The sequence below is a fragment of the Rhodococcus sp. OS5 genome (genome assembly GCF_056837585.1).
In genome coordinates this window covers 1998679-2017735 of record NZ_CM166368.1, presented here as the reverse complement: position 1 = coordinate 2017735, position 19057 = coordinate 1998679, and the positions used below count along the sequence as shown (strand labels likewise).

26 protein-coding genes are annotated in these 19057 nt (G+C 60.7%); 10 read left to right on the top strand and 16 right to left on the bottom strand.

What is annotated here, in order from left to right:
- Window positions 1-76: 76 nt before the first annotated feature.
- The 15 genes from ACVZUB_RS09300 to rpsJ form a co-directional block, all read right to left on the bottom strand.
- Complete coding sequence (locus ACVZUB_RS09300) at window positions 77-262, bottom strand: type Z 30S ribosomal protein S14 (protein ID WP_003940698.1); 186 nt, start codon at window positions 260-262, stop codon at window positions 77-79.
- 4 nt (window positions 263-266) lie between these two features.
- Window positions 267-833 (bottom strand): 50S ribosomal protein L5, encoded by a 567-nt coding sequence (gene rplE, locus ACVZUB_RS09295; protein ID WP_003940924.1) that lies wholly within the window; start codon window positions 831-833, stop codon window positions 267-269.
- A gap of 1 nt (window position 834) precedes the next feature.
- Complete coding sequence (rplX, locus tag ACVZUB_RS09290; RefSeq protein ID WP_003941019.1) at window positions 835-1152, bottom strand: 50S ribosomal protein L24; 318 nt, start codon at window positions 1150-1152, stop codon at window positions 835-837.
- Window positions 1152-1520 (bottom strand): 50S ribosomal protein L14, encoded by a 369-nt coding sequence (rplN, locus tag ACVZUB_RS09285; RefSeq protein ID WP_003940951.1) that lies wholly within the window; start codon window positions 1518-1520, stop codon window positions 1152-1154. The genes rplX and rplN overlap by 1 nt, the downstream gene beginning before the upstream one ends.
- A gap of 346 nt (window positions 1521-1866) precedes the next feature.
- A complete protein-coding gene (rpsQ, locus tag ACVZUB_RS09280; protein WP_003941020.1) occupies window positions 1867-2148 on the bottom strand; it encodes a 30S ribosomal protein S17 in 282 nt (93 codons plus the stop codon).
- Window positions 2145-2381: a 50S ribosomal protein L29 gene (rpmC, locus tag ACVZUB_RS09275; RefSeq protein ID WP_003940734.1), complete on the bottom strand. Its 237-nt coding sequence runs from the start codon at window positions 2379-2381 to the stop codon at window positions 2145-2147. Before rpmC ends, rpsQ begins: the two co-directional genes overlap by 4 nt.
- Window positions 2381-2797: a 50S ribosomal protein L16 gene (gene rplP, locus ACVZUB_RS09270; RefSeq protein ID WP_003940899.1), complete on the bottom strand. Its 417-nt coding sequence runs from the start codon at window positions 2795-2797 to the stop codon at window positions 2381-2383. The genes rpmC and rplP overlap by 1 nt, the downstream gene beginning before the upstream one ends.
- A gap of 3 nt (window positions 2798-2800) precedes the next feature.
- Complete coding sequence (gene rpsC / locus ACVZUB_RS09265; RefSeq protein WP_003941003.1) at window positions 2801-3607, bottom strand: 30S ribosomal protein S3; 807 nt, start codon at window positions 3605-3607, stop codon at window positions 2801-2803.
- The gene (rplV, locus tag ACVZUB_RS09260) at window positions 3607-4011 is read right to left on the bottom strand and encodes a 50S ribosomal protein L22 (protein ID WP_003940717.1); all 405 of its coding nucleotides are present in this window, start codon (window positions 4009-4011) and stop codon (window positions 3607-3609) included. Before rplV ends, rpsC begins: the two co-directional genes overlap by 1 nt.
- Window positions 4008-4289: a 30S ribosomal protein S19 gene (rpsS, locus tag ACVZUB_RS09255; RefSeq protein WP_003940820.1), complete on the bottom strand. Its 282-nt coding sequence runs from the start codon at window positions 4287-4289 to the stop codon at window positions 4008-4010. The genes rplV and rpsS overlap by 4 nt, the downstream gene beginning before the upstream one ends.
- 13 nt (window positions 4290-4302) lie before the next feature.
- Complete coding sequence (rplB, locus tag ACVZUB_RS09250; RefSeq protein ID WP_003940895.1) at window positions 4303-5139, bottom strand: 50S ribosomal protein L2; 837 nt, start codon at window positions 5137-5139, stop codon at window positions 4303-4305.
- A gap of 39 nt (window positions 5140-5178) precedes the next feature.
- On the bottom strand, window positions 5179-5484 hold the full coding sequence (gene rplW, locus ACVZUB_RS09245) for a 50S ribosomal protein L23 (RefSeq protein WP_003940990.1): 306 nt from the start codon (window positions 5482-5484) through the stop codon (window positions 5179-5181).
- Window positions 5481-6155 carry a 50S ribosomal protein L4 gene (gene rplD / locus ACVZUB_RS09240; protein ID WP_003940723.1) on the bottom strand — a complete coding sequence of 225 codons (675 nt, stop codon included), beginning with the start codon at window positions 6153-6155 and terminating at the stop codon, window positions 5481-5483. The genes rplW and rplD overlap by 4 nt, the downstream gene beginning before the upstream one ends.
- Entirely contained in the window at window positions 6152-6808 is a 657-nt protein-coding gene (gene rplC / locus ACVZUB_RS09235; protein WP_003940826.1) for a 50S ribosomal protein L3, read from the bottom strand. The genes rplD and rplC overlap by 4 nt, the downstream gene beginning before the upstream one ends.
- 17 nt (window positions 6809-6825) lie before the next feature.
- Window positions 6826-7131 (bottom strand): 30S ribosomal protein S10, encoded by a 306-nt coding sequence (gene rpsJ / locus ACVZUB_RS09230; RefSeq protein ID WP_003938093.1) that lies wholly within the window; start codon window positions 7129-7131, stop codon window positions 6826-6828.
- 552 nt (window positions 7132-7683) lie between these two features.
- Between rpsJ and ACVZUB_RS09225 the strand changes: the two genes are divergently transcribed.
- From ACVZUB_RS09225 to ACVZUB_RS09205, 5 genes are all read left to right on the top strand, one after another.
- Window positions 7684-8160: a hotdog fold domain-containing protein gene (locus tag ACVZUB_RS09225; protein ID WP_003940943.1), complete on the top strand. Its 477-nt coding sequence runs from the start codon at window positions 7684-7686 to the stop codon at window positions 8158-8160.
- Between the two features lie 85 nt (window positions 8161-8245).
- On the top strand, window positions 8246-8770 hold the full coding sequence (locus ACVZUB_RS09220; protein WP_019747551.1) for a chorismate mutase family protein: 525 nt from the start codon (window positions 8246-8248) through the stop codon (window positions 8768-8770).
- A complete protein-coding gene (gene pabB, locus ACVZUB_RS09215; RefSeq protein ID WP_063316706.1) occupies window positions 8767-10851 on the top strand; it encodes an aminodeoxychorismate synthase component I in 2085 nt (694 codons plus the stop codon). Before ACVZUB_RS09220 ends, pabB begins: the two co-directional genes overlap by 4 nt.
- An 8-nt stretch (window positions 10852-10859) precedes the next feature.
- Window positions 10860-11759: a prephenate dehydrogenase dimerization domain-containing protein gene (locus tag ACVZUB_RS09210; protein WP_063316707.1), complete on the top strand. Its 900-nt coding sequence runs from the start codon at window positions 10860-10862 to the stop codon at window positions 11757-11759.
- Window positions 11760-11765: 6 nt separating this feature from the next.
- Window positions 11766-12743 (top strand): diiron oxygenase, encoded by a 978-nt coding sequence (locus ACVZUB_RS09205; protein ID WP_482628307.1) that lies wholly within the window; start codon window positions 11766-11768, stop codon window positions 12741-12743.
- A gap of 120 nt (window positions 12744-12863) precedes the next feature.
- Here ACVZUB_RS09205 and ACVZUB_RS09200 read toward each other — a convergent pair whose 3' ends face one another.
- Window positions 12864-13721: a glycosyltransferase family 2 protein gene (locus ACVZUB_RS09200; protein WP_083057623.1), complete on the bottom strand. Its 858-nt coding sequence runs from the start codon at window positions 13719-13721 to the stop codon at window positions 12864-12866.
- 404 nt (window positions 13722-14125) lie between these two features.
- Here ACVZUB_RS09200 and ACVZUB_RS09195 point away from each other — a divergent pair, with 404 nt between their 5' ends.
- The 5 genes from ACVZUB_RS09195 to ACVZUB_RS09175 all read left to right on the top strand — a co-directional run bounded on the left by ACVZUB_RS09195 (window position 14126) and on the right by ACVZUB_RS09175 (window position 19012).
- The gene (locus ACVZUB_RS09195) at window positions 14126-15097 is read left to right on the top strand and encodes a daunorubicin resistance protein DrrA family ABC transporter ATP-binding protein (RefSeq protein WP_020969036.1); all 972 of its coding nucleotides are present in this window, start codon (window positions 14126-14128) and stop codon (window positions 15095-15097) included.
- Window positions 15094-15957: an ABC transporter permease gene (locus tag ACVZUB_RS09190; protein ID WP_007728549.1), complete on the top strand. Its 864-nt coding sequence runs from the start codon at window positions 15094-15096 to the stop codon at window positions 15955-15957. Before ACVZUB_RS09195 ends, ACVZUB_RS09190 begins: the two co-directional genes overlap by 4 nt.
- A complete protein-coding gene (locus ACVZUB_RS09185) occupies window positions 15954-16811 on the top strand; it encodes an ABC transporter permease (protein WP_007728547.1) in 858 nt (285 codons plus the stop codon). The genes ACVZUB_RS09190 and ACVZUB_RS09185 overlap by 4 nt, the downstream gene beginning before the upstream one ends.
- A 194-nt stretch (window positions 16812-17005) precedes the next feature.
- Window positions 17006-18019, top strand: coding sequence for an alpha/beta hydrolase (locus ACVZUB_RS09180; RefSeq protein WP_007728545.1), 1014 nt, complete (start codon window positions 17006-17008; stop codon window positions 18017-18019).
- A gap of 129 nt (window positions 18020-18148) precedes the next feature.
- Complete coding sequence (locus ACVZUB_RS09175; protein ID WP_052027895.1) at window positions 18149-19012, top strand: esterase/lipase family protein; 864 nt, start codon at window positions 18149-18151, stop codon at window positions 19010-19012.
- The last annotated feature ends 45 nt before the right edge of the window (window positions 19013-19057 follow it).

Sequence of the window (19057 nt, the reverse complement as noted above, 5' to 3'; positions counted from 1 at the left end):
CCACGAATGGGCGTGGGTTCCAAAGGAACCCACGCCCATTCACATGCGTGGTGTGACGAAGCCCGAGGGCCTCAGATCACCAAGAGCTCTTGCGAACTCCGGGAAGCTCGCCGGCGTGAGCCATCTCGCGAACGCAGATACGGCACAAGCCGAACTTGCGGAACACCGAGTGCGGGCGACCGCACCGCTGGCAGCGGGTGTAGGCGCGAACCGCGAACTTGGGCTTCTTGTTGGCCTTGTTGACCAATGCCTTCTTAGCCATGCGCTCAGTTCTCCTTGAACGGGAAGCCGAGGTGCTTGAGCAGTGCACGGCCTTCTTCGTTGTTGGTTGCGGTGGTCACGACGGTGATGTCCATGCCGCGGGGGCGATCGATCTTGTCCACGTCGATCTCGTGGAACATCGACTGCTCGTTGAGGCCGAACGTGTAGTTGCCGTTGCCGTCGAACTGGTTGCCCGAGAGACCACGGAAGTCGCGGATACGGGGCAGAGCGACAGACACGAGGCGGTCCAGGAACTCCCACATGCGGTCGCCACGGAGGGTGACGCGTGCGCCGATGGGCATACCTTCGCGGAGCTTGAACTGCGCGATGGACTTACGTGCCTTGCGGATCTCGGGCTTCTGGCCCGTGATCAGCGACAGGTCATGGACAGCGCCGTTGATCAGCTTGGCGTCACGGGCGGCGTCGCCGACGCCCATGTTGACGACAACCTTGACGACGCCGGGGATCTGCATGACGTTCGAGTAGTCGAACTCGCTGTTGAGCGCGTCCTTGATCTCAGCGCGGTAGCGTGCCTTGAGGCGCGGCTGGACCTTGTTTTCGGTGGAGGTCATGTCAGATGTCCTTCCCGTTCTTCCGGGAAATCCGAACGCGCTTGCCGGACTCTTCGTCGGTGCGGTAGCCCACGCGGGTGGGGTTTCCGTCCGAGTCGACGACTGCAACGTTGGAAACGTGGATCGGGGCTTCCTGCGTGACGATGCCGCCGGAGGATGCTCCGCGCTCGTTCGCGGAAACCGCGGTGTGCTTCTTGATTCGGTTCACGCCTTCGACGAGGACCTTGTCGGTCGCGGGGTAGGCCTGAATGACCTTGCCCTTCGCGCCCTTGTCCTTGCCGGCGATGACCAGAACGGTGTCACCCTTGTGCACCTTCATCACAGCACCTCCGGGGCAAGCGAAACGATCTTCATGAACTTCTTCTCGCGCAGCTCACGGCCGACGGGTCCGAAGATGCGGGTTCCACGGGGATCACTGTCAGCCTTGATGAGCACTGCAGCGTTCTCGTCGAACTTGATGTAGGAACCGTCCGGACGACGGCGCTCCTTGGTCGTGCGAACGATGACGGCCTTGACGACCTCACCCTTCTTGATGTTTCCACCGGGGATTGCGTCCTTGACGGTGGCGACGATGACGTCACCGATCCCGGCGTAGCGACGTGACGAACCGCCGAGAACGCGGATGCAAAGGATTTCCTTGGCACCCGTGTTATCAGCGACGCGAACTCGCGACTCCTGCTGAATCACTTGATCTCCCTAGACCTGGAATTTCGTGCGCAACGGATTACCGACCCGGTGCGCGCGGTCATTGTTGCCACCTGCGTCGTGTCTGAGCTGCAGTCCCACCGACTGACGTCGGGAGACGATCACTGCAAGCACCGTTCGAGCTGCGCACGTGAAGACACACCTCTGCCACAGGCAACCGTTCTATTGTAGGGAAGGGTTCACCGAATACCAAATCAGCCGTACTCGACGCAACTCGGACCCTTCGCCCGGAAAGCCTCGAAAGCCCGCGGAAAGCCGAATGGCCCACTCCCCCAAGGGGAAGCGGGCCATTCGGTGATACTCGATCAGCTCGAGGATTCGATCAGGCTTACTTGGCCTTTTCGAGGACCTCGACCAGACGCCAGTGCTTCGTCGCGGACAGCGGACGGGTTTCCATCAGCTGAACGCGGTCGCCGACGCCGGCAACGCCGTTCTCGTCGTGCGCCTTCACCTTGGTCGTACGGCGGATGATCTTGCCGTAGAGCTTGTGCTTGACGCGGTCTTCGAGCTCGACCACGATCGTCTTTTCCATCTTGTCGGACACGACGTATCCGACACGGACCTTACGGCTCGCGCGCTCTTCTGTGCTCACTGCTTTTTCCTCACTCATGCCGCGTCACCTGCATCCGGACCCACAGCGAGTCCGAGCTCACGCTCACGCAGGACGGTGTAGATGCGCGCGATCTCGTGACGAACGGTGCGCAGTCGTCGGTTGTTGTCCATCTGGCCGGTAGCCATCTGGAAACGAAGGTTGAAAAGCTCTTCCTTCGACTCACGGAGCCGGGTGACCAGCTCGTCTTCACTGAGCTCGCGGAGCTCTGCTGCTGGGGTTCCAGTAGCCATCAGAACTGCTCCTCTCTGGTCACGATCCGGCACTTGCACGGGAGCTTGTGCATCGCGCGGCGCAGGGCCTCGCGAGCAATCTCCTCGTTGGGGTATGTCATCTCGAACAGAACGCGTCCGGGCTTGACGTTGGCAATCCACCACTCGGGCGAACCCTTACCGGAACCCATTCGGGTTTCGGCCGGCTTCTTCGTGAGGGGGCGATCCGGGAAGATGTTGATCCAGATCTTGCCGCCACGCTTGATGTGCCGAGTCATGGCGATACGAGCGGACTCGATCTGCCGGTTGGTGATGTAGGCAGGCTCGAGAGCCTGGATGCCGTAGTCACCGAAGGTCACCTGGGTACCGCCCTTGGCGGCACCCGAACGGCTCGGGTGGTGCTGCTTGCGGTGCTTGACCCGCCGTGGGATCAACATGCGTCAGCCCTCCTGATTCTGTTCAGTTGCGGGAGCATCGGCGGTTGCGGTCGCTGCGCGGCCGGCCTCGGTGCTGGTCGCAGTGGTACCGGTGGCACCGGAACGACGCGGACGGCTCGGACGCTCACGACGCGGGCGATCCCCGGCCGGTGCGGCCGTGTTGGCGGCGAGCTCACGCTTGCCACCGACGATGTCGCCCTTGTAGATCCAGACCTTGACGCCGATGCGACCGAAGGTGGTCTTGGCCTCGTAGAGGCCGTAGTCGATGTCCGCACGAAGCGTGTGCAGCGGCACACGGCCTTCGCGGTAGAACTCCGACCGGGACATCTCGGCGCCGCCGAGACGACCGGAGCACTGAACGCGGATTCCCTTGACGTTGGGCTGACGCATGGCCGACTGGATGGCCTTGCGCATTGCACGACGGAAGGCAACGCGGTTCGAGAGCTGCTCGGCCACACCCTGTGCGACGAGCTGTGCTTCAGCTTCTGCGTTCTTGACCTCGAGGATGTTCAGCTGAACCTGCTTGCCGGTCAGCTTCTCGAGCTCGGAGCGGATGCGATCGGCTTCGGCGCCGCGGCGGCCGATGACGATGCCCGGACGTGCAGTGTGGATGTCCACGCGAACACGGTCACGGGTGCGCTCGATTTCGACCTTCGCGATTCCTGCGCGCTCCATGCCGGTGGCGAGGAGCTTACGGATCGCGACGTCTTCCTTGACGTACTCCGCGTACTGCTTGTCTGCGTACCAGCGAGACTTCCAGTCGGTGGTGATGCCGAGACGGAAGCCGTGCGGGTTGATTTTCTGGCCCACTACTGAGCACTTCCCTTCCGGCGATTACGGGTCGATGTTCCGGTCTTCGGCAGGCTCTCCACGATCACGGTGATGTGACTGGTGCGCTTGCGAATACGGAACGCACGTCCCTGTGCACGCGGCTGGAACCGCTTGAGGGTCGCGCCCTCGTCCACGAACGCCGTAGCAACGACAAGCGTGCTGGGGTCGAGGTCGAGGTTGTTCTCGGCGTTGGCTGCTGCGGAGGCGATCACCTTGGCGACCGGCTCGCTCGCTGCCTGCGGCGCGAACTTCAGGATGTTCAGGGCGTCTTCAACCGAGCGCCCGCGGACCAGGTCCACAACTCGACGTGCCTTCATCGGCGTAACGCGAACGTGCTTCGCTACAGCCTTGGCAGTCGGGTTGGCGGTTTCGGTGTTGCTCATCGCCTCTTCGCCTTCCGATCATCCTTGATGTGACCCTTGAACGTGCGGGTCGGTGCAAACTCTCCGAGCTTGTGTCCGACCATGGAGTCGGAAACGAACACGGGGACGTGCTTGCGGCCGTCGTGAACTGCAAACGTGTGGCCGATGAAGTCCGGGATGATTGTCGAACGACGGGACCAGGTCTTGATGACCTGCTTGGTTCCCTTTTCGTTCTGTACATCCACCTTCGCGAGGAGGTGGTCATCGACGAACGGGCCCTTCTTAAGGCTGCGTGGCATCCTTCACTCCCTCCTAGCGCTTGTTCTTGCCGGTGCGGCGGCGACGGACGATCATCTTGTCGCTTGCCTTGTTCTTGCGGGTACGGCCTTCAGGCTTACCCCACGGGCTGACCGGGTGGCGTCCACCTGAGGTCTTGCCCTCGCCGCCACCGTGCGGGTGGTCGACCGGGTTCATCACGACACCACGAACGGTCGGGCGCTTGCCCTTCCAACGCATACGGCCGGCCTTGCCCCAGTTGATGTTCGACTGCTCGGCGTTGCCGACCTCGCCGACGGATGCGCGGCAGCGCACGTCGACGCGACGGATTTCACCGGAAGGCATACGCAGCGTGGCGTAGCTGCCTTCCTTACCGAGGAGCTGGATGCTGGCGCCTGCGGAACGAGCCATCTTGGCTCCGCCGCCGGGACGCAGTTCCACACCGTGGATGGTGGTACCAGTCGGGATGTTGCGCAGCGGCAGGTTGTTGCCCGGCTTGATGTCGGCGCCTGCACCGGACTCGACCGGTGAACCCTGCACCAGGCCCTTGGGGGCGATGATGTAGCGCTTCTCACCGTCTGCGTAATGCAGGAGTGCGATGTTTGCTGTGCGGTTGGGGTCGTACTCGATGTGAGCGACCTTTGCCGGGATGCCGTCCTTGTCGTTGCGACGGAAATCGATCAGTCGGTATGCACGCTTGTGTCCGCCACCCTTGTGACGGGTGGTGATACGACCGTGTGCGTTACGTCCACCGCGACCGTGCAGCGGGCGAACCAGCGACTTCTCGGGGGTCGACCGAGTGATCTCGGCGAAGTCCGAGACGCTCGAGCCACGACGGCCCGGTGTTGTCGGCTTGTACTTACGGATTGCCATGAGTCTTCTCGTCCTCTATGTCTCGTCAAGTCCCGGCGCTTACGCGACCGGTCCTCCGAAGATCTCGATGGGCTTGCTGTCAGCGGACAGGGTCACGAGCGCGCGCTTGGTGTCCTTGCGCTTGCCGTAACCGAATCGGGTCCGCTTACGCTTGCCCTGACGGTTGGCGGTGTTGACGCTGGTCACCTTGACGCCGAAGACCTTCTCGACGGCAATCTTGATCTGCGTCTTGTTCGAGTCCGGGTGCACCAGGAAGGTGTAGGTGCCTTCCTCGATCAGTCCGTAGGACTTCTCGGAGATGACCGGAGCGAGCAGGATGTCGCGGGGGTCAGCGATGGTGCTCACTTGGCGTCCTCCTTGTTCTGAGCGCTCTCTGCGGGCCCGTGGATGAACGCGTTGAGTGCCTCGACGCTGAACACGACATCGTCTGCATTGAGCACGTCGTAGGTGTTGAGCTGGTCGGGTGCAATGGGATGCACGCCTTCCAGGTTCTGCACGCTCTTCCAAGCGGCTACATCCTGGCGACCCACGACGAGCAGCAGCTTCTTGCGATCCGAAATCTCGCCGAGGAACGCGATTGCGCCCTTGGTCGAAGGCGTCTGCCCTGCAACCAGTTCGGTGATGACGTGGATGCGCTCGTTGCGTGCGCGGTCAGAGAGGGCTCCGCGAAGAGCGGCTGCCTTCATCTTCTTGGGGGTGCGCTGGCTGTAGTCACGCGGCTGCGGGCCGTGAACGGTTCCGCCGCCGACGAACTGCGGTGCGCGAGTCGAGCCCTGGCGTGCGCGGCCGGTGCCCTTCTGGCGGTACGGCTTCTTGCCACCGCCGCGGACGTCGCCGCGGGTCTTGGTGGAGTGGGTTCCCTGACGAGCAGCTGCGAGCTGCGCGACGACAACCTGATGGAGAAGCGCGATGTTGGCCGGAGCGTCGAAGATCTCAGCGGGGAGATCGACGGTGCCGTTGGTCTTGCCGCCGGCGACCTTGACGTCCAGGGTCAACTTGGTCTCGGTGCTGGTCATGCCCGTGCACCACCCTTCACTGCACTCTTGACGATCACGAGGCCGCCCTTGCGGCCGGGGATCGCACCCTTGATCAGCAGCAGGCCGTTCTCTGCATCCACCTTGTGGACCGAGAGGTTCTGCGTCGTGATGCGGTCGCTACCCATGCGTCCGGACATGCGCATGCCCTTGAACACGCGGCCGGGAGTTGCACAGCCACCGATGGAGCCCGGGCGGCGGTGAACAGCCTGGGTACCGTGCGACGCGCCCTGTCCCTTGAAGCCGTGACGCTTCATGGTTCCGGCGAAGCCCTTGCCCTTGCTGGTTCCGGTGACGTCGACGTATGCGCCGTCCTCGAAGACCTCGGCGGTGAGCTCCTGGCCGACCTCGTAGTCGGAGGTGTCCGCAACGCGGAGCTCCACTACGTGGCGACGCGGGGTCACACCAGCCTTGGTGAACTGGCCGGAAGTCGGCTTGTTCACCTTGCGCGGGTCGATGGCGCCGAACGCGAGCTGAACGGCGCTGTAGCCGTCACGCTCTTCGGTACGGATCTGGGTTACGACGTTCGGCCCAGCCTTCACGACGGTGACCGGGACAACCCGGTTGTTCTCGTCGAAGACCTGGGTCATGCCGAGCTTGGTGCCCAGGATTCCCTTGATCTTGGTATCAGTCATTGTTTTTGTCTCCGCCGTCACTGAATGTTCACGTCGACACTGGCCGGAAGGTCGATGCGCATGAGCGCGTCAACCGTCTTCGGCGTCGGGTCGAGAATGTCGATCAGCCGCTTGTGAGTACGCATCTCGAAGTGCTCGCGCGAGTCCTTGTACTTGTGCGGCGAGCGGATGACGCAATATACGTTCTTCTCGGTCGGCAACGGCACAGGTCCAACGACGCGGGCACCCGTACGGGTTACCGTCTCGACGATCTTGCGCGCTGACGCGTCGATCGCCTCGTGGTCGTAGGCCTTGAGCCTGATGCGGATCTTTTGTCCCGCCACGCTTAGTGTCCTTTTCTTGCCGCGTTTCGTAGCCCGCCTGGTCAGGCTCGAGCTACCTCGTCTGCACAGTCCTTGCCTGGACGATGACACGACGAACACTGAAGCGATCGGGACCAAGTCCAAGTTCTCGGGAGTACCGAGATTCGGATCGAGATCAGGATCTGCTGCCGCTGTTCGTTTGTCATTGTTCTCCGGTACACGCGGTCGGGCGTGTCGCCTTCTCACTCATCCTGCGCCGGACAATCTTTCGATTATCTGGCGCGTGATGCGTACCGGACGTGTTCGATGTCGAACACAAAGTAGGTACTGCTTCCGTCCTGCATTACTTCTCGTCTTGCATGGTCACAGTCGTTGACCCGATTACCCTGACGGGATCTGCGATCGATCGTCTGTGACGTCTTACCCTTACCCGATCACGGCCGCAATCGACCGCGTCCCGGACAAGGCAACCCGACCAGTATGCCGTACCTGGCCCAAATCCTCAACTCCCCCGAACTGCCTTTTCCGAGTGAGCTGCGCGACAACAACCTTACTCAGAAGTAAGATAGGCCTATGACTACCTCCAGCCCTACCTATCGCGGATGGCAGAAATTGCCGGACAATGCCCTCGGACATGCAGTTTTCTCGGCGGCGATGTCCATTCGCGTGCCCTATTTCGCCTCTGTTCTCCCCCGGGTGACCAAGTTGGAACCAGGGCTCTGCGAGGTCCGCTCCCCCAAATGGTGGGGCGTCCACAACCATCTCGGCACTTTTCACGCGATCGCTGCCTGCAACCTCGCGGAGGTCGCGATGGGCATGCTGAGCGAAGCGACGGTTCCGAACTCGCACCGCTGGATCCCCAAGTCGATGAAGGTCGACTACCTCGCCAAGGCCGAGACCGGCCTGCGGGCGGTCGCCCGACTCGAGACTTTGCCGGACTTCGCGGCGATCGAGAGTGGCACGGAACTTCTCGTTCCCATCTCGATCTTCGACCGGGGCGGCAAGGAAGTAGTCCACGCCGAAATCACCACCTGGGTCTCCCCCAAGTAGGAACTCACGAACCCGCCTGCATCGCAACCTGATTCGCCCGCCAAACAGGTTTCGCAGAATTAGGCACCACCGCAGGTTTCGGCGAATGACGATCGTGGAACACCTCCCCGAACGGCGATGGTCGGTCGGGGTGCCGGTGTCCGGAGGTGGGTTGCGTTCCGGGCACCACATTGTCGACCTCGCGTCACGCCGAGCACCGGGAGGCCTCGTGGAAGAGTTCTTGACCACAACGAGTTCCGAAGCAGGCACGCAGACCTCGTCGTATCCGGACGAGGCCGAGGGATTGGACAGCTTCCGGCGCGACCTCGACGCCATCGACGCTCTACTTCTCGAGACGGTGCGGCAGCGGCTGGAACTCTGCCTGCGCATCGGCGAGTGGAAGCGCTCCCGCGAGGTTCCGATGATGCAACCCGGCCGCGTCCGCCTCGTGCAGGAGCGGGCGCGTGAATTCGCCCGTAGACACGACCTCTCCCCCGACTTCTTCAACGCCCTGTACGAGCTGATGATTGCCGAGACCTGTCGACTCGAAGACCTGGTGATCAACGCACCTGTTGAGGAGGAGGACACTGTTCGGGAATCCGTCGGACCGAGATCAGGATCATCGACATGAGTTCCCGCACCCTTCTGGTGGACAATTACGACTCGTTCACCTACAACCTGTTCACCCTGTTGACCGAGGTCAACGGGGTTGTGCCGACCGTGGTCCGCAACGACGCGGATTGGGATTCCCTCGATCTCGCGTCGTACGACAACGTGGTCATCTCCCCAGGTCCCGGCCGGCCGGATCGCGACCGTGATTTCGGAATCAGCCGCCGTTTCATCGAAGAAGCGCCTCTCCCACTTCTCGGTGTCTGTCTCGGCCACCAGGGCCTGTGCGAGTTGTTCGGCGCGGACGTGGTGGTTGCGCCCGTACCGATGCACGGCCGAATTTCGCTGATCGATCACGACGGCTCGGGCATTTTTGCCGGACTTCCGTCGCCGTTCCGAGCTGTTCGCTACCACTCGTTGACCGTCGAGAATCTGCCGAACGCCTTCGTTCGTACCGCGTGGACGTCCGACGGTCTGCTCATGGGTGTCCGGCACCGGACCAAGCCGATGTGGGGAGTTCAGTTCCATCCGGAGTCCATCAGCACCGAGTTCGGCATAGATTTGCTCGCGAACTTCCGCGATCTGTCCGTCGGACGCACTCTGGATTCGGTGATCCGACCCGAACCTGTTCCGCAAACACCCGACCTGCGGCCGGCGATCAACTACGACATCGACGACGTGACTCTCGATTTTGCAGTGGACCCGTCGGCGGCCTATGCAGCACTGTTCGCCGACGGCCCGAACGCGTTCTGGCTGGACCGCGCGGCAACCGCAGAGCCGAGTGCGCGCTTTTCGATTCTCGGCGATTCGTCGGGGCCGCTGGCCGAGTTCATCACGTACGACGTGCAAGCCGAGGTACTGACTGTCAGCCGAAAAGGCTTGTCCGACGAGCACATTCGAGTTCCTTTCTTCGATTACTTGGACGCACAACTCTCGACACGCTTCGTGCCCTCGCATCCGGAACTCGACTTCAACCTCGGCTACGTGGGATACCTCGGCTACGAACTGAAAGCACAGACCGGAGGAAGGGCAGTCCATCCGGCACCCACTCCTGATGCCGCTCTGGTGTTTGCCGATCGCGCCGTCGTCATCGATCACACCGCGGGCCGCACTCACGTTTTGAGATTGCGCGAGAAAGTCCGGGACGCCGGCTATGACGATTGGCTCGAATCGACCGTCGACACCTTGGCGCGGATCGGCGCGGACCTTCCGGAACGCACCCCGGTTCCGCTGATCAGCGACACCGTCTGGACGCAGGCTCGCCTTCGGCATGATCGCGATCAGTACCTGTCGTTGATCGGAACGGCCCTCTCGGAGATCCGGGCGGGTGAGTCCTACGAGGTGTGTCTGACCAACATGGCGAGCGTCGACGAGACGATCGATGCACAGCAGGCGTTCGAGTATCTGCGCTCGATCAATCCGACGCCGTACAGCGCACTTCTCGACTTCACCGGCATCTCGGTGGTCTCGGCCTCGCCTGAGCGGTTCCTTCGTGTCGACTCGGCCGGCAACGTCGAGTCCAAGCCGATCAAAGGGACCCGCCCGCGCGGCGTCACCCGAGCGCGTGATGCTGCCCTACGGCAGGACCTGCTCGACAGCGAGAAGGACCGCGCCGAGAACCTGATGATCGTGGACCTCACCCGCAACGACCTCACCAAGGTCTGCGTTCCGGGAAGTGTCCACGTTCCGAGGCTGTTCGCGATCGAGTCGTACTCGTCCGTTCACCAAATGGTGTCGACGGTGCGCGGACACCTGAGTCCGGGGTCGTCGGCGGTGGACTGTGTGCGTGCCGCGTTCCCCGGTGGATCGATGACCGGCGCCCCGAAGGTACGGACGATGGAGATCATCGACCGCCTCGAATCAGGCCCACGTGGGGTCTACTCGGGATCGATCGGGTACTTCGCGCTCGGTGGCGCCGCGGACCTCTCGATCGTGATCCGGTCGCTGGTCTGCACCGAGAGCGGCGTGACCTTCGGAATCGGCGGTGCCATCACAGCGTTGTCCGATCCGGAAGAAGAATTCGACGAGACCACGGTCAAGGCGTCCACGCTGCTCCGTGCGCTCGATGCGGTGTCCTCGCGGGTCCTCGAGTACGGCGGGTAGATCCAGCCATGACGGCGGCATCAGGCACAGCGACGGTTGTCGGCGGGCTGGGTGCCGTCGGATCCATGTTCGTCGAACTGCTTCGCGCCGGGGGGTCGACCGTCACCGTCGTCGACCCAGCAGGCAGCGATCCCGACGGAGATGTAGTCGTCGGAGACATCACGAAACCCAGTGAGCAAGTCCTCGCGCACGTGGAGTCCTCGCGCATCATCGTGCTCGCGGTTCCCGAACAGGTCGCTCTAGCCGCACTACCGAGCCTTCGGACATCCGGCGCTCTCGTTGTGGACACGCTGTCGGTCAAATCGCGGATGGACGCAGCAATCGCCGACGCCGGCCGAGAAGGGGAGTTCCTCGGACTCAACCCCATGTTCCGTCCGTCGCTCGGGCCACGCGGTCGGGCCGTCATCGCAGTGCCGTACGTCGGCGGTCCGCAGTCCGACAGATTCCTCGACATCGTGCGCTCGTGGGGCGCGTCGGTCGCGGTGATGGACGCCGATCGTCACGACCGGTTGGCTGCGGCCACCCAGGTTCTGACACACGCGTCGGTGCTGGCTTTCGGCGTTGCCCTGGCTGAACTCCGAGTTTCCGCGGACGAACTCCTCGCGGTCGCCCCTCCCCCGCATCGGACCTTGCTCGCGCTCCTGGCGCGTGTAGCCGGCGGCGAGCCGGAGGTGTACTGGGACGTGCAAGCGGGCAATCCGTACGCAGGTGCGACACGAAAAGCACTGTTCGATGCCACCGCACAGGTGGACAGGGCGGCCGAAACCCTCGGCGACTTCACGACGCTGATGAAAACCGCCGACGCAGCGCTCGACAATCGCTCAGGCGAATTGAACGCGGAGTGCCAGAGCTTGTTCGATCGCATTGCCGAAGGGCACAGAGAGATCGCCGAAGGGCACAGAGAGTAGGGCACGATGAGACCTGGAGTGAGTCCGCCCAGCCTCCCGGAGTACGACGCCTCCGATCCGGTCGAGAGTGCAATCGTCCGCCGCCTTGCGAGCAATTGGGCGCGCCGGGCAACCGTGAAGAAGGCGGAGCCGGAACTGGACGATCTCTTCGATTCGTCGTTGTCCGACTACCCCGAAGCACTTCTCCCGTTCGCGGAGCATCCGATCTACCTGGCATTGAGCCCCGAGCAGAAGCAACGCCTGCAAGCCTGGGCATGGATCGCGTTCAACAAGAACGTCATGGACATCGAGAAGTACGTCGTCAATCCCGGCTTCGACGTTCTCGCCGAAGACCGACTTAACGTCGGTCTCGGAGATTGGGCTGCAGTGGCGGTCAATCAGGCGATGGTCGACGAGCAATATCACACGCTCATGCACTTCAATGCCAGTTCAGCGACCCGTCGAGGCAGGGGCTGGGGGCTGCCGGCCAAGGCATTGCCCGACGTCCTGACGGTCCGCACGCGGGCGCAAGCCCTCGACGCAGCCGAGGGGCCTCGCAAGATCGCGCTGACACAGTTGGCGTTCATGACCGTCGCCGAGGTGTCGATCACCGCATACCTCGACCTGATCTCGGACGACCCGGGCGTGCAGTCGATCAACCGCGCGACCATTCGGTTGCACGCTCGCGACGAGTACTGCCATGCCTCGATTGCCGGCGAACTGGCGGTACTGGTCTGGGATTCCTTGAATCGTGGAGATCGCAGCTATCTACTGGAAGGCTTCGAGGGCGCCATGCGCGCTTTCAGCGGAACCGACTTCGGCGCGTGGCGAGCAATCATGGAGATCGAAGCCATACCCGGCGGACAGAAGATGCTCGATGATGTCGCGTTGGAACCGAGCAACGAACTGTTCGTACAGGATTACAGCGGAATATCGTCCTTGCTCCATAAGTTGCAAGTTACGACAGAAGTATCAATCGCAGGAGAAGAATACCTACCCAGTTAATCCTGAGCAATAAGTGCTGATTCTCCAACAAACCCGGTCCAGTAATATTCCGCAATTATCGGGCACTCCCGATTATTCAGCTAGACAAGAGCTTGAGCAAATAAATACCGGACGAAATGCTCAAGAAAAGACGGGGAGATCCCGCGCACGCTGCCTCCGGCCCAGAAACCGGGAAGAGATTCGCCCGGAATTCTTGTCATACATTCGATAAAGAGGCCACAAGATTGCATGCAGGACACTGTCCGCTGCAATCAAGAACGTTAACTTCCAATGCGACACACCATGATGCTCGAGAGTTTTCTTTGATGCTCGATTATATCGCGCATACACTCGCGGCGAACTAACTCCACGCCTACCCGAAACCTTTGCGGCCATGCTCGAGATCTGCCCCAAAGTGCAACGAACACGCGCCATGCAGAGGGATAAGTCGATATCCTCGTGAATGTCGGTTCGATCGCTGACCGCATCCCTAACGGCCAACCAAGCCGACCGACGCATCGCCATGTTACTGCCTGGAACTGCAACAACAGGCCGAACTGCGCTCTGGGCCCCGCGAACGAGTCGCCAATTCGTCCATCGGCGCTGAAGGCCGGCGATCGGAGATTCATAAAGGTAAGTCAGGCCGGTTACGCCCGAGAAATCGTCGCGACGCTCGAAGAATTCGTGAACCGCAACTGCCCAGCCTTCCCCCACGATCGTATCGGCGTCGATACGTCCGATAAGTTCTCCACTAGCCGCGTCAAACCCCTTGTTTCTCGCATGCACCACCCCGGGGCGGGATTCACAGAGAAGCCGAAGCTTGGGACAACTAATTTGATACTTCTTGATCAACTCAGAAGTATTGTCCGAGGAATTATTGTCAACTACGATGATTTCGTCGACATATTCACCTTGAGCAATGAGCGCTTCGATGCACGTTTCGATGTATTCAGATTCATTAAAAGCCGGAACAACCACCGACAACGTCGCGTTCGCCATTTCCCAACGGTATCGCGAATCTCTCCACAAGACATTGAGCAGCGGGCCCAGGGAACCAACCGGAAGGAATCGGAGGACTTTCGTCACCGGTCAAATCAAAGACCTCCGGTCCGTGCAACTGAATACCCACCTGCGTAGATGCGCTAAAAATCTATTTGGTCATTCGTTCAATTGGAGGAGATCTTTACGTTACAAAGAGCATTTGTGATTCTTGCCACAAGGTGAAATCGAAGGTGAGAGTTGCTGGCAGGAGCCCCGTACCCCCTCTCACGCGTCCGATTGCCCGAGTGTCGGTTTGACCCTCCGGTAACATCTGAGCGGAGATCACGGATAGAAGACAGAAGGCATCTGTGCGCCCGTCGGGAGCGCGTGCCCGTTCCGACAATGCAGACAGCGGAGTGTTGATGCCCTTTTCCACGGACGCAGCGGTACTAGTGGAGGACGTACACAAGTCCTTCAAGAACGTGCACGCGCTGCGAGGGATCAACTTCACCGCCCCACGTGGGACGGTGCTCGGCATCTTGGGTCCCAACGGCGCAGGCAAGACAACGACGGTGAAGGTCCTCTCCACGCTCATCCGCCCCACCAGCGGACGCGCGATGGTGGCTGGCTACGACGTAGTGCGCAACGCTCCCGAGGTTCGACGCTCCATCATGATGACCGGGCAGTTCGCCGCCCTGGACGATTCACTTACCGGCCGCGAGAACATCGAACTGTTCGGCAGGTTGATGGGGCTCGACCGAATGTCCGCGAAGGTGCGCGCTGCCGACCTGCTCTCTCAATTCGACCTCGTCGAAGCAGGATCCCGAGTAGTCAGGAACTACTCCGGTGGTATGCGCCGACGAATCGATATTGCGTGTGGCCTGGTTGTTCGCCCTGAGGTCGTTTTCCTCGACGAGCCGACCACCGGCTTGGATCCGCGCAGTCGGCAAAGCGTCTGGTCGCTGGTTCAGTCACTGAAGGAGCAGGGAATCACCGTGCTCCTGACAACTCAGTACCTCGAAGAAGCAGATCTACTGAGCGACAACATCATCGTCATCGACAAAGGCGCGGTCATTGCCGAGGGGACTGCTGACCAATTGAAGGCTCGAACCGGCGCAAGCTTCTGCGAGATCGTGCCCGCAGATCTCAAACAGCTGCCTCACGCGGTCCATGCACTCGGCAATCTGGTCCCCCGCGACTTCAGATTCGATCTGGCACAAGAGAGCGGGCGGATCGCGATCCCCGCACCTGTCGGCGCAGGAACGCTCTCTGAAGCACTGCGTCGTCTGGACCACGCACGGATTCCGCTTGCAGACATCGCGCTTCGTCGCCCGTCACTCGATGACGTCTTTCTTTCACTCACCGGTGAACAGCACGTAAGCGAGACACCGTGACGACAACTACAAAATTCGGGGTCGATCAAGTGACTGTCCGCGGGGACAGTCGCAGCAAGATTGCAGTCCCCGAGGCATTAAGCGTTGGAAAGCACCGCCGACCGCATCCATCAGCGATCAATCAGTGGTGGGTGCTGACTGCACGCACCGTCAAATCGATGGTGAAGCGCTACGAACTACTGATCGCGGTAGTCGCGCCATTGATCTTCACGATCGGTTTCTACCTTCCGTTGAAGTTCGTCATGCAACTTCAGGGCATCAACTATGCCCAGTTTCTGATGCCGATCATCGTGCTGCAAGCCATGGCCTTCACGTCGATCTCCGCCGCTCAGATGTCCTCGACCGAATCGATCACCGGCTTCAGCAACCGCATGAAAACCATGCCAGTAGTCGGCCCCGTGCCGCTGTTGTCTCGTCAATCGAGTGGCTTCGTCCGTTCGACAGTCTCACTCGCCGCGGCATTGACCTTCGGCCACTTGATCGGTTTCCGATTCTCAGCAGGCATGGGTCAGGCAGTTCTGTTTTGTGCAATCGCCCTCGCGTTCAGCACATGTCTGTCCTTCGCCGGTGATGCAATCGGTTCACTGTCGAAAAGTCCACAAGCCACCAGTCAGGCGCTGACGCTCCCCCAATTGATTCTGGGGATGTTGTCCTGCGGTTTCGCGCCCGAGACTGGCTTTCCCGAATGGATTCGGCCGTTCGTGCGCAATCAACCGGTATCGCAGTTTTCATTCGCCATGCGTGATCTTGCGCAGGGCGGAGTCACCTGGGGCGTCCTGTTTCCCGTCGTTGCGTGGACGATCGGGTTGATCGTCTTCTTCGCGCCACTAGCGTTCTGGGCAAGTATGAGGCGGTCATGAGCGAACCGACAGATCGTTTCATGGCGGCCGTCCGACCCGCCGAGGGGTTTAACTTTCCTTACCCGGACAAAGCGCTCCCTGAAAGCTCTTTCAAGGCACTGGTCGTGCACAGCGGGATTCAGGCCAAACGTTTGTTGGTCACGTGGCTGCGCGATCCATCAACCACCATTCAAGCTCTTGTGTATCCAGCGTTCATGCTGTTGATGTTCCGAGTCGTCCTGGGCAATTCGATTACAGCAGCGACGGGCCAATCGAGCATCTTCGGAACGGTCCCGCTGATCATCCTCGTTGGCGCCATGTTCGGCTCGATTGCGAGCGCAGTCGGACTCAAAGGCGAACGAGCATCTGGACTCTTGAGCCGGTTCTGGACTCTCCCTGCGCATCGTGCCTCCGGTCTGGTCGGACGCATGATCGCCGAAGCGGTGCGAGTTCTCGTCACCTCCATCGTCATCCTTGGTGTCGGCTATCTGTTGGGATTCCGATTCAACCAGGGTCCCCTGGCCGCGGTGGCGCTCTTGGTATTGCCGATCGTTTTCGGCATCGGCTTCGCGATGATGGTCACGGCGCTGGCAACAGTGGCAGATAATCTCCCGCTTGTAGAGATCGTGTCGATCTCCTGCACGCTGTTGATGTTCTTCAACTCCGGTTTTGTTCCAGTGATGGCTTATCCGAAGTGGCTGCAACCAGTTGTTGCCGAGCAACCAATGTCCGTGGCAATCGATGCGATGAAAGGCCTCTCCTTGGGGGGGCCCGTCGCCGAGCCCCTGCTCAAGACATTGGCCTGGTCGTTCGGGATGGTCGTGGTGTTCGTGTATCCAGCGATACTCGGATACCGACGCGCCGCTTCGGATTGATAGTCATCTGGGTATTGCCTGGTGGATCCGTACGCGCGGTAACGTCTACGGCTGACCATCCGAATTACAAGTAGTTCAGACTCACGAAACACGATTGCCGAGCAGGTCCGGCAGCACAGTTGAACCAACCGAAAGGCGTTGTCTTGACTCGAAAATTTCGGTCCCCCTGGAGGCGCACCGTCGCAGGTGCACTGATGGCGGCGAGCGTCGTCCTTGTATCCAGCAGCATGGGCATCGCCGGTGCCACACCCATTGCGCACCAAGGCGGGGGAGATGCAGCACAGGACGATACGGACGGTTCGTACATCGAATCTGTCGAGCGAGTCAACGATCGTCAAATCGTTGTGAATGTCTACGCAGCATCAATGGACAAGTCGGTCCCCATTCAGGTGATTTTGCCTGCAGACAACTCTCAGCCGCGCCCCATTCTGTACCTTCTCAACGGTGCCGACGGCGGAGAAGGCACAGCAACATGGGACCGGCAAACTGATGTGGTCGATTTCTTCGCCGATAAGAACGTCAATGTTGCGATTCCGGCCAAGGGTCTGATGTCGTACTACACCGACTGGGAGAAGGAAGATTCCGTACTCGGAAAGAACATGTGGAGCACCTTCCTAGGCAAGGAGCTTCCTCCACTCCTGAACAAGGAACTCGGCAGCAACGGTGACCAGTCGATTGCAGCTATCTCGATGTCTGCGACCTCTGTTCTGAATCTTGCGATCGAATATCCCGGGTTCTACAAGTCAGTTGCATCCTATTCGGGTTGTGCACAGACGAGTGACCCGATGGGGCAGGCCTTCGTACGGGCGACCACTGAATGGATCGGCGGAGTTGGCGACATTCAGAACATGTGGGGCCCATTCGACGGTCCGGGCTGGGTCGAACACGACCCGGTAGTCAACGCCGAAAAGTTGCGTGGCACTCCCCTGTACATCAGCACGGGTAGTGGCTTGCCCGGTTTTCCGAACGATACCCCGGAGAACCCTCGGATTCAGGATGGGCGAGCAGCGATGTTCGACCAGATTGTTGTAGGAGGACCGATTGAATTCGCGACCAGCATCTGCACCGGAAACCTCGCTCGACGTCTTGCCGACCTCAATATCCCGGCAACTGTGGACTTCCGGCCGGTGGGTACGCATTCGTGGGGTTACTGGCAAGACGATCTGCACAAGTCATGGCCGTTCATCGCCCAGTCCCTCGGGGTCTGATCGCGACACGCAGATTCTCGGAGCAAGAAGCAAAGCTAGCAACAAGGTGTTCAGCACGCGAGGAAAGAATTGAAGCGATTCACTCTGGTCACGCTGGCGTCATTGGCGGCCTGTGTGGTGCTGGCCGGAATGCCAACAGCTGCATCAGCAGACCCGGCGGAACCCACGCCCGGATTGTCCAGCATGGGTCCTTCCCCTGCCGGCGCCAACGACTGGGATTGCAAGCCAAGTCTCGAACATCCCCGTCCGGTGGTACTCGTACACGGGACCGGGATGAGCATGACCGACACCTGGGATGTTATGGCGCCTCAGCTTGCTGATTTGGGCTACTGCGTCTTTGCGCTGAATTATGGCGGTGTGCGCGAAATTCTGAATCCCAATGCTGTGCATTGGGGAATCACCGACATTGCAAGCTCCGCTGAGGAGCTTGCAATGTTCGTTGACTCGGTGAAATTTCACACCGGTACGACACAGGTGGACATCGTCGGTCATTCCCAGGGCGGCGTCGTTGCTCGCCAGTATCTTAAGTTCAACGGCGGAGCAACTCGTGAAGATCCGTCGAATAACAAAGTGCACTCGCTCATCAGTCTCGGCGCGACCAACCACGGAACTACATTCGGTGGTCTTCAAGCGAATGCACGATCGCTGTCTGCGATGGGCCTCCCTGGCGATCTACTGGTCCAAGCGATTTGGGGGCCTGCTGGCGTCCAACAACTCAGCGGCACACCATTCTTGACAGCTCTCAACGCCGAATCCGAGACGCAACCCGGAATCGAGTACACCGTCATCGCTTCGGCTCACGACGAAATCTCGACGCCACCCGAGGCAACTTTCCTTAGCCCAGGTGATGGCGCCGTGGTCCATAATGTCTGGACTCAAGATAACTGTGCCGGGAACACTGCGTCCCACGGACAGTTGGTCAGAGACCCTCACACTCTTGATCTCGTCAAGTCAGCGCTTGACCCGGAGTACCGGTCGCTCCCTTGCGAATAGGCACGTCAAACAAGCAACAGCAGGAATGAAGTAGGCTGGCGGCGC